A 12,790-nucleotide genomic window follows, 5' to 3' on the forward strand; every position below is an offset into this window, starting at 1 on the left:
ACGAACTAGTTCGTCTGGATATGCTGCGACGATGAGATCGACGACCGAACTCCGCGAGCAGATCCTGGCCGCGGCGCGCGCCGAATTCGCGCAGTACGGCCTGGCTGGCGCCCGTATCGACCGCATCGCTCGCAGCGCCAAGGCCAGCAAGGAACGCCTCTACGCGCACTTCGGCGACAAGGAGACGCTCTTCCGTGAGGTCTTCGTCAACGATGGCGCCGAGTTCTTCCGATCCGTCACCCTGCGTCCCGAGGCCGTCGCCGACTTCGCAGGCGAGGTCTACGACCTGGCCTGCCGTCGGCCGGAGCATCTGCGCATGATCACCTGGGCCCGGCTGGAGGGGTTCGACCTGGCCGCCCCCGAGTTCGACGGCGAACCGCCGCTGGATCGGGCCGTCGGCGCCATCGAGACCGCGCAGGCGAACGGATATGTCGATCCGGCGTGGCGCCCGGAAGACCTGATCGTGCTGCTGTTCTCCACCGGGTTGGCTTGGGCACACCTGCCGCATCCCGATGCGGCCACCGATGATGCCGAGACGATCGCGCGCCGCCGGGCGGTCGCGGTCGACGCGGCCACCCGAATCATCGAGCCGCGCCGACCGTGAGCGCCGTCGTCAGCCGAGCATTCCGCCGGGGCACAGCAGATTCTGCGGGTCCAGCGCGGCCTTGAGCGTGCGCTGCACGTCCATGCCGACCGATCCCTGTTCCCGGTGCAGCCAGCCCTGTTTGAGCCGTCCGACACCGTGCTCGCCGGTGATCGTCCCGCCGAGGCGCAGCGCACTCTCGGTGATCGCGTCGAAGGCCGCCTGTGCCGACCGCCTGCTCCCGGGGTCCGAGTCGTCGAAGATGACCGTCGGATGCAGGTTTCCGTCGCCCGCGTGCCCGAACACCCCGATCGTCAACCCCAGCCGGTCGCTGATCTGCTCGATCTCCGCGATCAGGTCGGCCACCGCGGTGACCGGCACACACACGTCGTCGAGCAGCCAGTCGCCGAGGCGCTCCAGCGCGGGAAGCGCCAGCCGCCGGGCCTCCAGCATCATCGCGCCCTCGGCGGCATCCTCGGTGGCCGCGGTGTCCACCGCGCCCGCCGACTCGCAGATCGCGGCGACGCGATCGACATCGCCGGGTTCGCACTGGGTCAACAGCACCGCCGCCACATCACCCCCGAAGTCCATGTGCGCCAACGAGTCGACCGCGCGCACCGTCGTCCGGTCCAGGATCTCCAGCATGTCGGGTATGACGCCGGCCGCCACGATGTCGGTCACCGCCCGGCCGGCCGCGGTCAGTTCGGAGAACGTGGACACCAGCGTGTGCGGCGGCCGCGGCGCCGGGACCAGTTGCACCGTCACCTCGGTGACGACGCCGAGCGTGCCCTCCGAGCCGACGAACAGCCGGGTCAGATCGTAGCCGGCGACGCCCTTGCGGGTCCGTCGGCCGGTACGCAGGACCCGGCCGTCGGCCAGCACGACCTCCAGGCCCAGGACGAAGTCGCCGGTCACTCCGTAACGGACACAGCACATTCCGCCCGCATTGGTGGCGATATTGCCGCCGATGGTGCAGAATTCGACGCTGCCGGGGTCCGGCGGGTAGAACAACCCGGCCGCGGCGGCCGCCGAGCGCAGATCGGCCGTGATCACCCCGGGCTGCACCACCGCAACACGATTGGCGGTGTCGATCTCGACGATATCGGCCATCCGGTGCAGCGACAGCACGACCGCGTCAACGGTGGCGTTGACCGCTCCGGACAGACCGCTGCCCGCGCCACGCGGTATCACGGTCACCCCGTGCCTGCTGGCCGCTGCCAGACACCGCGACACCTCCGCCGTCGAACGTGGAATCAGCACGGCGGCAGGCGGTTCGGAATCGGTCAGCCGGGACTGGTCGCGCGCATAGGCGGCGGTGACGTCCGGATCGGTCAGGATCGCCGACGCCGGTAGTTCGGCGGCGATGTCGGCGAGATAGCCGGCGATGCCGACCGACGGCAGCGTCCGTGTCACGGCTGCTTCTCCAGCAGCATCGCCTTGATGGTGCGCTTCACGATTTTTCCGTAACCGGACTTGGGGATCTCGTCCCAGACGTAGACGCGGCGCGGAAGTTTGTAGCGGGCCACCCGATCTTCGAGCCAGTGGCTGAGTTCGTCGACGTCGATGGTCATACCGTCACCCGGTACGCACACCGCCACCCCGATCTCGCCCCACACCGCATCCGGCATGCCCAGCACCGCGCACTCGGATACCGCGGGATGCTGCAGCAGTTTCTCCTCGATATCGCGGGGATAGACGTTCGAACCGCCCGAGATGTACATATCCGAGGCGCGGCCGGTGACGTAGAGAAATCCGTGCTCGTCGAGCAGTCCGAGGTCGCCGGTGCGGAACCAGCCGTCACGGAAGGCCTGCGCGTTGGCGTCCGGATTGTCGAGGTAGCCCGCGCACACCGCGGGACCGGCCACACAGATCTCACCCTGGACACCGGTCGGCTGTGGGGTGCCGTCGTCATCGCAGATCGCGATCTGCATTCCGGTGCGCGGGATTCCGCATGTCCCGATCTCGACCCCGCTCGGTGACGGGTGATCGTGCAGTCGCGGGGGCAGCACCGTGATGTTGCCGGTGACCTCACCCAGGCCGTAGTACTGCACCAGCACCTCGCCGAGGACGTCACGGGCGTGCCGCTGGTCGGCGGCGTACATCGGGGCGCCCGCATAGATGACGTAGCGCAGGGAGGAATGGTCGCGCTGGGTCGCCGCCGGATGTTCGGCCAGCAACTTGAGAATCGTCGGGACGGTGAACATGTTGGTGACGCCCTCGCGCTCCACCAGTTCCCAGATCTCGGCGCCGTCCATCTTCGCCGACGTGGTGAGCACCGAGGGCGCGCCCGCGGCAATCTGGGGCAGCAGGTGGATGCCCGCGCCGTGCGACAGGGGCGCGACCACCAGGGACACATCGGCCTCGGTGGTGGCCGGCATCAGATCGCAGAGATGGTTGGTGACGACGAAACCCATCTGATCGTGGGTGAGCACCGCAGCCTTGGGCGTCCCGCTGGTACCCGAGGTGAAGAAGTACCAGGCGTGATCGCCGGCGAACACCGCGGCGTTGACGCCGTCGCCCGGAGCGGTCTGGGCCGCAACGGAATCCGCCCGTTCGGGCGGGGCGCCGAGCCACATCATGCCGGCGGGCAGGTCCACGGTGTCGGCGACGGCCGCGGCATGTTCGCCGAACTCGGCGCCGCACACCATGGCGACCGGCCGACAGGTCCGGGCGATGCCCGCGACGTCGCCGGGCGTCAGCCGGACATTGGTCGGGGCGATGACCGCGCCGACCCGCCAGATCGCGAAGAGGGTCTGGACGTACTCGGGATGATTGGTGCCGTGGATCAGGACGCAGTCACCGTGCCCGACCCCGCGGTCGGCGAGCGCACCCGCCAGGGCGCTGACGCGCTGGTCGAGTTCGGCCCAGCTCCACCGGTTTTCGCCGAAGATCAGGGCATCGCGGGTGGGTAGTCGCCTAGCGGTCTGGGTGAGCAGCTCGGCGAGATTGACGGCGCGCAGGCGGTGGTCGGACATCAGCGGTTCTCCAGGACGGTGGCGTAATTGGCGACGGCGGCGCCGCCCATGTTGAACACGGCGGCGCGGGTGGCCTCCGTCAGCTGCATCTCGCCGGCTTCTCCCACGAGTTGCCGGGCGGCGAGGACATGCTGGGAGACGCCGGTGGCGCCGACCGGGTGTCCCTTGGACTTGAGGCCACCGGAGACATTGACCGGGATCCTGCCGTCGCGTTCGGTCACCCCTTCTTCGATGACATGCGCGCCCTTGCCGTGCTCGGCCAGCCCGAACGCCTCGTACTGCATCAGCTCCGCCTGGGTGAAGCAATCGTGGGTTTCGATGAACCGCAGGTCGCCGAGGGTGACTCCCGCCTCGGCCAGCGCCCCGTTGAACGCGTCACGGGCGCCGTCGAAGAACAGCGGATCCCGTCGGCGCGACATCGGCAGCGGCTCGTTCGCCTGGGCGCGGCCGGTGACAGCCACCGAACGCCGGGCCGTTCGCGCGACATCGGGGTTGGCCACCACCAGCGCGGCGGCGCCGTCGGAGACCAGGGAGCAATCGGTGCGCAGCAGCGGACCGACCACCACCGGGTTGCGTTCGGATGCGGTCGCGCAGAAGTCGAACCCCAGATCCTTGCGCATATGCGCCCACGGATTGGCCAGCCCGTTGCGGTGGTTCTTCGCCGCGATCCGGGCCAGCGCGTCGTGGTGTTCACCGAAGCGCGCCGTGTAGTCGGCGGCGAGTTGGCCGAAGACCCCCGCGAAACTGCCTGCAGCCGACTCGGTTCGACGGTGCGCGGCGCCCAGCAGGACGTCGTTGACCACGTCCCCACCGACATGGGTCATCTTCTCCGCGCCGATCACCAGGGCGGCCCGGCCGCGGCCTGATTCGATGAGGTCCAGCGCGCCGAACAGTGCCGCGCTACCGGTCGCGCAGGCGTTCTCCAGGCGCACGGCCGGGATGCGTGCCAACGTGGGGTGCCCCACCCCGACGAGTGCGGCCTCGAAGCTCTGCGGTGAGAACCCGTTGTTGAAGACGCCTACGTAGATCGCATCGATATCGGAGGCGCTGAGTCCGGCGTCCTCGACCGCGGCCATGGCAACCTCGGCCATCAGCGATTCGACGTCGGGATGCGCTTCGAGCTTGCCGAACCGGGTGTGTGACCAGCCGATCAGGCGGGAGGAGGAGTCGACCATGGCTGGCAGTCTGCTTCCCGCTTGTGACGCGTACCACCGACTACAGTCGGACAGATGCGAAGTCTGGTTCGACAAAGCGAGAAAGCACCAGGAAAACGGGCGTGCTGAGCGATCGCGGCAGGCGTGAGTTGGAGCAGTTGGTCGACGATCTGGCCGACCGTCTGCAGCGCTCCGTCGTCGTGGATGATCCGACCATCCGGCTGATCTATTCGAGCAGGCATTTCGGCGACGAGGACCAGCAGCGCATCCGGGCGGTGCTCCAGCACGATGTCGGCAGCGCCGCCACCGCACACATTCTGGGCGCTGGGGTGGAGACATGGTCCGCGCCCGGCCCGATCCCCGCCCGCGAGGACCTCGGGATGGCGCGCCGGTGGTGTGCGCCGCTGCGCTGGCAGGGCCGTCTGCTCGGCGTCCTGATGGTCATCGATGCGGATGCTTCGTTGACCGACGGCCAGCGCGCCGAGATCGCGGCCTGCGGTGCCGATCTGGCCACCCTGTTGCACCGGGACGGCGCGCAGGGACCGAGCATGCGGGACGCGATGGTGACCGAGGTACTGTCCGACGATCCGGTGCGACGCACTGCCGGGCTGGCCGCACTGCGTGAGGACGGCTTCCGCGACGCCGACGGGTGCACCGTGACGACCGTGCGGGTCCTCGGCGACCAGGACCCGATCCGCATCGAGGCCGTGTTGCGCTCGATCGTCGAGCTGCTCACCAGGACTCGCGCCGCCACCGTCGCATACACCGTCCACGGGGTACAGGCCGCGCTGCTACAGGTCGGCGCGTCGGCCGAGCCGGCGGCCGCGCACGCCCTGGCTGCCGCGGTCGGGGAACGCGTGTCGGCGACGGCGATGGAGCGGGTGGTATGCGGCATCAGTGCCCGCCGAGCCGATCTGCCGCACGGTCGGGACGCGCTGCGCGACAGCGAGATCGCCGCCAAGGCGGCAACCGTGGTCCCGGGCCTCGGCGATGTGTGCCACTACCACGACATCGGGCCGTACGCCGTTCTGTTGCGGCTACCCGATGCCGAGCTCACCGCGGAGTTGCTCCCGGCGCAACTGGTCACGCTGCGTGAATCCGACCCCAGCGGTGCACTCACCGAGACGTTGGCGGCCTACCTCGACCACGCCGGGAACAGCCCCCGCACGGCCGAGGCTCTGCATATCCACCGGACATCGCTGTACTACCGGCTCGGGCGGATCAGGGACCTGACGGGTGCCGACCTGGACGACGGGAGGACCCGGCTGGCCCTGCAACTGGGTCTGGCCGTGCTGCCGCTGCTGGGACCGTGACGTGTACGTTTCGACAAAGTGAGAAATTGAGCACCGGCAATCCCTCTCGGCGTTGGTGGTGGCTCCGGTCACAGCGATCCCATACTCGGTGTGCTCGCCGTCACAACCGGGTCGGTGATTACCCTCTTTTCCAGAACGAAGGCACGTATGAGTTTCTCCGACAACGGTTCTGCGCAGGCGCGCAAGGTCGTCGCGGCCAGCCTGCTCGGTAACACCATCGAGTACTACGAATTCTTCATCTACGGCCTGTGCGCCTCGCTGGTCTTCAACAAGCTGTTCTTCCCGTCCTTCGACCCGGTCGTCGGAACCCTGCTGTCGCTGACCACCTTCGCGCTGGCCTTCGTCGCTCGACCCATCGGGGGCTGGGCGGCGGGACACTTCGGTGACCGGATCGGCAGGCGGTCGATGCTGGTGCTCACGCTGTCCGGCATGGGTGCGGCCACCACGCTGATCGGCCTGTTGCCGACCTACGAGACGATCGGCGTGGCCGCGCCGATCCTGCTGACGGTCCTGCGGTTCGTCCAGGGCTTCTCGCTCGGCGGCGAGGCCAGCGGTGGTTTCCTGATGGCACTCGAGCATGCCCGTGGAAGCAAGCGCGGACTGTTCACCGGGATTGTCGGCACCGGCAACGTGTGCGGTCTGCTGCTGGCCAACGGCGTCTTCCTCGCGGTGACCCAGCTGCCCGAAGCCGCCCTGATGTCATGGGGCTGGCGGATCCCCTTCCTGCTGTCGGGCGTGCTGGTGGTCATCGCCCTCTACATCCGGCTCCAACTCGAGGAGAGCCCGGTCTTCGAGGCCGCCCAACTCCACGGTGAGGTCAGCGAAAGCCCCTCGGCCGAGCTGTTCCGCAACCACTGGAAGCGCGTCATCGGCGTGGCATTGGCGAATATGCCGACCAACGTCGTGTTCTACCTCGGGTCGGTGTTCTCGCTCACCTATGCGGTCTCCGAGGGCGCCGACCGGTCGACGGTGCTGGCCTCGGTGATGGTCACCTGCGCGGTGCTGATCGTCGCCATGCCCTACTTCGGCTCGCTCGGCGACCGGGTGGACCGCAAGAAGATCCTGCTGGCCGGTATCGCGTTGATGGCCGTGGCGCCGTTCGTGTTCTTCCCGCTGCTCAGCACCGGTCGGCCGGTGTACATGCTGCTCGGGTTCCTGGTGCTCTTCGCCGGCTTCGCCGCCAACTACGGTGCGCTGAATGCGTTTCTGCCGCACCAGTTCCCGGCATCGCTGCGGTACTCCGGGGTGGCCATCGGAACGAACATCGGTGGGGTGTTCGGCGGTGCGCTGGCCCCGATCATCGCGACCGCGCTGCTCGGCCGGTTCGGCACCTGGATACCGATCGCGATCTACCTGCTGGTGATCATGGGTGCCGCCGCGGTGGCGACGGCGCTGCTGCGGGAGCGGTCCGATGCCCTCGATGACGCAGCGGTGTACGAGACCGAGACCCCGGTCGTCGAGGGTGGTCCGATCCCGGCGGCCACCGCATGAGCGCGCGCACGGTCGGCGTCATCGGGCTGGGGGCCATGGGCTTCCCGATGGCGTTGCGGGTGGCGGCCGCCGGACATCGGGTGTGGGCGGTGGAGGCGAACCCGGACCGCTGCGATGACGCCCGCGCCGCAGGTCTGGAGATCTGCGATATCGCCAAGCTGGCCGACGCCGACATCGTCCTGGTGCTGGTCGCCACCGAGGCGCAACTGGACGCGGTGCTGCAGGGGGGCGACGGCGCGCTCACCGTGATGCGTCCCGGCGCGACGTGCGTTGTGATGTCCACCGTCGGCCCAGCCGCTGTGCAGAAGGTGGCGGCTCGGGCCGAGGAGTTCGGCATCGCGGTGCTCGACATCCCCGTCACCGGCGGAGTCAGCGGTGCAGCAGCAGGTTCGCTGACGCTGCTGGCCGGCGGCGATCCCGCCACGCTGGCCGAGGCGCAGCCCGTGCTCACCACGATGGGTTCGGTCTCGTTCTGCGGTGAGCGGGTGGGCGACGGTCAGGCGGTCAAGGTCGTCAACCAGCTGTTGTGCAGTGTGCATCTGGCTGCCGCCGCCGAGGCGCTGACCCTGGCCCGGCGGCTCGGGCTGGACACCGCCCGGGTGCTGGAGGCGGTGCGGTCGGGTGCGGGCGGCTCCTGGATGCTCAACGATCGGGGACCCCGGATGCTCGACGACGATGCGCCCACCCTCACCGCGCTGGGCATCTTCGTCAAGGACTCCGACCTGGTCGCCGCGGCCGCCGTCGATGCCGACTGCGAGGTGCCGCTGCTGCAGGTATCGCGGGACAAGTTCCGGACGGCGGCACAGCTGGGTTTCGCCGCCGCAGACGATTCCCGGGTGTACCGGGCCTACGACTAACTGTTGTGACCTTGGAGGTTGTTGACGGCGTGGCGGCTTGAAATGGGGAGGACCTCCTGACGGAGTGGATGTGTCTGGCATCTATCCGTAGGAGGTCCTCGTGTCTCACGTTAACGCCCGCACCAACCTGTTCGCACGTCGCTTGATCGTGGAGCGTGTCGCCGCGGGCTGGCCGCCAGCTCATGTCGCTGAACAACTGGGCATTTCGCGGGCCACGGTCTATAAGTGGCTGCGCCGCCATCGAGAGGGCGGTGAGGAGGCGTTGGCCGACCGGTCCTCGCGTCCGCACCGGATGCCGACGCGCACCAGTGCACACGTCGAGCGCAAAGTGCTCAGAGCTCGGCAACGCCGCAAGCGCGGCGCGGTCGTGCTGGCCGCCGAGCTCGGGATGCACGCCTCGACGGTAGGCCGGATCTTGGCGCGCCATCAGGTGCCGCACTTGAGTGCGATCGACCCGATCACGGGGCAGCCGGTGCGCTCGTCGCGGCGCAGCCCCAACCGCTATGAGTACCGCACCCCAGGAGCAATGGTCCACGTCGATGTCAAAAAGTTGGGACGCATCCCCAAAGGTGGAGGGTGGCGCCTGCACGGCCGCGACGCGAAGGTGTCAGTTGCCAACCGGCACAAGAAGACCAAGATCGGCTATGACTATGTGCACACCGCGATCGATGACCGCACCAGGCTGGCATACAGCGAAGTACTGCCCGACGAGAAAGACCTCACGTGCGCAGGATTCTTGCACCGAGCGATGGTGTGGTTCGCCGGCCACGGTGTGCGGGTGCGGCGGCTGCTGACGGACAACGCTTTGGTCTACCGGCGCGGCACCAATTGGGGCTGGGTGTGCACGGCCTGGGGACTGCGACGCAGGTTCATCAAGCCCGGCTGCCCCTGGACCAACGGGAAAGCCGAGCGTTTCAACCGGACCCTGCTCAATGAATGGGCCTACGCCCGACCCTGGACCTCCAGCAGCGTCCGCAAACGAGCACTTGACCGATTCCTGCGCCGATACAACACTCAACGAGGCCACTCCGCCCTCGGCGGGAAACCACCCATCACCAGACTCGCCGCCTGACAACAACCTGTCAGGTCACAACAACTAACCGGCCCGGCGCTGGGCGTTCCGGCGTTCGGCCAGCCGCTGGAACAGATCTTCGAGATCGATCTCGTTGGACTGCCGCGGTCGCCGCTGATGGAACCGGTCGTCGTGACTGCTCGGGCACTCGAACCGGTGCAGGTGCAGGCACGTGGCCGGCCAGCGACTCTGGTACACATCGTCGAGGTCGACCACCCGACGGGAGCGCCGTTGGATGGCGAACCGGTTGCCCGCCGCGCTGTCCTCGGTGGGGAACTCGGTGGCATCGAACAACAGCCAGCCGCCGTAGACGGTCTGTAACCACACGGTCTCGGTGTCGCAGTGCCGGCACGGCGCGACGGTCGAGGGGCGGGAGTCCGACGAGATCACCGGTCCACCGTAGGCGGCGGCACCGACATTTCGCCGCGCACACGCCGGATATCAGCGGGGCGCGACGAACCCGATCGGCCCGGACGCGATACACACCGCCAGCGCGGCGGTATTGGCGCTCACCCGGATCGCGTCGCCCGCACCGGACATGCGGACGAACACCCGGTTGAGGCCGGGATGGACCGGCACCTTCACCGGCTCCCCCTCGGTCAGCGACATGGTCAGCGAGCCCTCGCTGTTGGCCAGATAGTTGATCTCGGCCGTCCAGTCCGCAGGCAGCAGCGGCCCGTCCAGTGGCATGACCACCTCGTCGCCGTCGGTCTGCACCAGGTAGCCGCAGCCGGGCTCGGGTCCCGGAGTGATGGTGCGGATCCAGGTGACCAACCCGTCACGCAACCGGCCCGTGGCGTCGAAGGCGCGTAGTTCCGTTGTGGTGCTGCCGAATCCGGGCCCGGGCAGCAGCGCGAACATGTGGCTGGCCAGGTTCTCCGGGGCGGCCACACGCTGCATGATCATCGGGTCCACTTCCTGATCCAGCAACGGGGCCCCCAGCGGGTCCACCCCGGTGAGTCCGGCCCGGACGTTGGCCAGATACGACGGGACCGGGCTGTCCTGCCAGGCCCGCAGGAACGTCACCGTCGAATAGAGGCTGCTGGCCAGGAATGCCGCCGCCACCGCGATGACCGTCACCGACCTGGCCGTCGAGGCGTCGAGTCGGCGCGAGGATGCCCGGTTGGGGGCGCAGAACACGATGGCGGTGAGCAGCGCCAGCACCACCACCAGATCGGGCAGATAGCGCAGGGTCTGGGCCAATTCCAGTGCGGTGAACTGCGAGGACCGCATCAGATAGATCGGTACCTGGCAGGCCACCGCGTACCCGACGGCGGCCAGCCAGACCGGGCCGATGCGTTCCTTGCGGTACAGCGAGACCGCGAGGGTGCCGGCCAGCACCAGCCAGCCCAGCACCATCACCGTCACCGGCGGGGTCGCCCACGGTGAGGCGGGTGCCCAGCGCTGCCACTCCCACGGACCGCCGGCCAACCCCGGAACGATGCCGTGTGTGATCGACCGCCACAGCAGGTCCCAGGTCATGCCGAGGTCCAGCGACCAGCGCTGCTGGTCGACCACGATCAGGTACACCCCGATCCAGGCGGCCGTCACCGCGAGCAATCCCACCCACAGCCGGATACCGCGACCCCACACCTGTGCCACCGAGCCGCGCGTCACCCAGGCCAGCAGCGCGGTCACCGTGAACGCGACGAACGGGATCACCGCGGACTTCTCGAAGAACAGCAATGCGCCGAAATAGACTCCGATGCCGGTCACGAGATATCGCCGGTTACCGGTGCGCACGAACCGGATCGCGTCGGCACATACCCAGGCCAGGGCGGCCTGCATGGGCAGCGAGTTCAGGCCGGCCGCCCACCAGGCGAAGCCCGGCACGGTCAGGGGCGTGAACAGCGCGAAGGTCAACGGGACGAGCAGCACCGGACGCCAGCCCAGGATCACGTACAACGCCCGCAGCAGCGCCGCCGAGGCCAGCGCCTGCAGCACGATCAGGCTCAGCGCCGGGCCTAACCACTGCAGCGGGGCGGCCAGGGTGATGGCACCGGCCAGCAGAAACGCCCCGGGCATGACGTGCCCGTCGTGATCGTCGAACAGATACTGCGCCGACAGCAGATCCTGAGTGCCGGCGCGGCCGACCAGGATCAGGTCATCCCAGTAGAAGTCGCCGCCGAAGGCCAGGACGGAACGGATCAGCAGCTGCAGCGCGATCAGCACGACAGCAGTGCGGCAGATCCATTTCCGGTCGCTCCGCTCGGCCGGTCTCCATTTCATCGCAGCCGACTGTACGGAGCCCGCCGCCGTGCCTCAGCCCACGGTCGGATAGTCCTGGCCGACCGCCTGGCGGGCGGCCCAGGCCGACGCGACCATCTCGGTCAACGAGTGCCGCATCTGCCAGTCCAGGTCACGGGCGGCCAGTTCCCCGGCCGCGACGATGCGCGCCGGATCGCCGGGCCGACGCGGATTCACCTTCGGCTCGAAGTCGATGCCGGTGACCTCACGGATGGTCGTCATGATCTCGCGCACCGAGGTGCCCGAGCCGCTGCCCAGGTTGTACACGGGTTCCACGTCCTTGCCGGCCTCCATCCGGCGGGCCGCCGCCACATGCGCCAGCGCCAGGTCGGAGACGTGCACGTAATCCCGCACGCAGGTGCCGTCCGGGGTTTCGTAGTCCCCGCCGTTGATCTGCGGGGCAGCCCCGTTGAACAGCATGTCGAGCACCTTGGGGAACAGGTTGTGCGGGCTGCGGTCGAACAGGTCGACCGATCCGGAGCCGACGACATTGAAGTACCGCAGGCTGGTGTGCCGCAGCTCGCGGGACCGGGCGACATCGCGTAGCAGCCATTCCCCGATGAGCTTGCTCTCCCCGTAAGGCGATTCCGGAGCGGTGGGTGTCCGTTCGTCGACTAGTTCGACGCCCGGGGTCCCGTAGGTGGCCGCGCTGCTGGAGAAGACGATCTGGTCGACGCCGGTGTCGGCCATCGCCTGCAGCAGGGTCGCCATCGCGGTGACGTTCTGCCGGTAGGTGTGCAGCGGGTATTTCACCGATTCGCCCGCGTACTTGTAGCCGGCGACATGGATCACGCCGGTCACCCGGTGGTCGGCGAGCGTGCGGCGGACCGTGTCGTAGTCCAGCAGGTTTGCCGCGACCAGTTCGACGCGGTCGGGCACGAAATGGGCCAGCCCGGTCGACAGGTCGTCGATCACGACGACATCGGCGCCGGATTCGGTCAGTGCACGAACGACGTGCGAGCCGATGTATCCGGCGCCGCCGGTGACGAGCCAGGTCATATGTGGTCCTTTGTTCGGGTCTCGGGGGCAAAGTCTAGGCAGAGCCCCGGGGGTCCGTGCTGGGCACGAATTTCGGCATAAAGATAGTGAGCGGTCGCT

The 12,790-nt window shown here is 68.4% G+C and carries 11 protein-coding genes; 5 read left to right on the forward strand and 6 right to left on the reverse strand.

Annotated features, from left to right (window positions below; all coding sequences use genetic code 11):
• Positions 1–31: 31 nt before the first annotated feature.
• Positions 32–604, forward strand: coding sequence for a TetR/AcrR family transcriptional regulator (locus V4U86_RS02055; RefSeq protein ID WP_395309640.1), 573 nt, complete (start codon positions 32–34; stop codon positions 602–604).
• Positions 605–613: 9 nt separating this feature from the next.
• On the opposite strand, the gene V4U86_RS02060 is transcribed toward V4U86_RS02055, so the two are convergent.
• The 3 genes from V4U86_RS02060 to V4U86_RS02070 are packed head-to-tail and all read right to left on the reverse strand — an operon-like array spanning position 614 to position 4,733.
• Entirely contained in the window at positions 614–1,996 is a 1,383-nt protein-coding gene (locus tag V4U86_RS02060) for an FAD-binding oxidoreductase (protein ID WP_395309641.1), read from the reverse strand.
• Positions 1,993–3,558, reverse strand: coding sequence for an acyl-CoA synthetase (locus V4U86_RS02065; protein WP_395309642.1), 1,566 nt, complete (start codon positions 3,556–3,558; stop codon positions 1,993–1,995). Before V4U86_RS02065 ends, V4U86_RS02060 begins: the two co-directional genes overlap by 4 nt.
• Positions 3,558–4,733, reverse strand: a complete 1,176-nt coding sequence (locus V4U86_RS02070; RefSeq protein ID WP_395309643.1) for a thiolase domain-containing protein — start codon at positions 4,731–4,733, stop codon at positions 3,558–3,560. The genes V4U86_RS02065 and V4U86_RS02070 overlap by 1 nt, the downstream gene beginning before the upstream one ends.
• 101 nt (positions 4,734–4,834) lie before the next feature.
• Here V4U86_RS02070 and V4U86_RS02075 point away from each other — a divergent pair, with 101 nt between their 5' ends.
• From V4U86_RS02075 to V4U86_RS02090, 4 genes are all read left to right on the forward strand, one after another.
• Positions 4,835–6,025 (forward strand): PucR family transcriptional regulator, encoded by a 1,191-nt coding sequence (locus V4U86_RS02075; RefSeq protein WP_395309644.1) that lies wholly within the window; start codon positions 4,835–4,837, stop codon positions 6,023–6,025.
• A 147-nt stretch (positions 6,026–6,172) separates the two neighbouring features.
• Positions 6,173–7,516, forward strand: coding sequence for an MFS transporter (locus tag V4U86_RS02080; protein ID WP_395309645.1), 1,344 nt, complete (start codon positions 6,173–6,175; stop codon positions 7,514–7,516).
• Positions 7,513–8,373, forward strand: a complete 861-nt coding sequence (locus V4U86_RS02085) for an NAD(P)-dependent oxidoreductase (RefSeq protein ID WP_395309646.1) — start codon at positions 7,513–7,515, stop codon at positions 8,371–8,373. The genes V4U86_RS02080 and V4U86_RS02085 overlap by 4 nt, the downstream gene beginning before the upstream one ends.
• A 100-nt stretch (positions 8,374–8,473) precedes the next feature.
• Positions 8,474–9,445, forward strand: a complete 972-nt coding sequence (locus tag V4U86_RS02090; RefSeq protein ID WP_395309647.1) for an IS481 family transposase — start codon at positions 8,474–8,476, stop codon at positions 9,443–9,445.
• Between the two features lie 24 nt (positions 9,446–9,469).
• On the opposite strand, the gene V4U86_RS02095 is transcribed toward V4U86_RS02090, so the two are convergent.
• Genes V4U86_RS02095 through galE form a run of 3 tightly spaced genes read right to left on the reverse strand, consistent with a single transcriptional unit; the run spans position 9,470 to position 12,691 of the window.
• Positions 9,470–9,835, reverse strand: a complete 366-nt coding sequence (locus V4U86_RS02095; protein WP_395309648.1) for a hypothetical protein — start codon at positions 9,833–9,835, stop codon at positions 9,470–9,472.
• A gap of 51 nt (positions 9,836–9,886) precedes the next feature.
• On the reverse strand, positions 9,887–11,674 hold the full coding sequence (locus V4U86_RS02100; RefSeq protein WP_395309649.1) for a hypothetical protein: 1,788 nt from the start codon (positions 11,672–11,674) through the stop codon (positions 9,887–9,889).
• Positions 11,675–11,707: 33 nt separating this feature from the next.
• Positions 11,708–12,691: a UDP-glucose 4-epimerase GalE gene (gene galE, locus V4U86_RS02105; protein ID WP_395309650.1), complete on the reverse strand. Its 984-nt coding sequence runs from the start codon at positions 12,689–12,691 to the stop codon at positions 11,708–11,710.
• Positions 12,692–12,790 lie beyond the last annotated feature (99 nt).

The organism is Mycobacterium sp. AMU20-3851, from assembly GCF_043974665.1.
Classification (GTDB): Bacteria; Actinomycetota; Actinomycetes; order Mycobacteriales; family Mycobacteriaceae; genus Mycobacterium.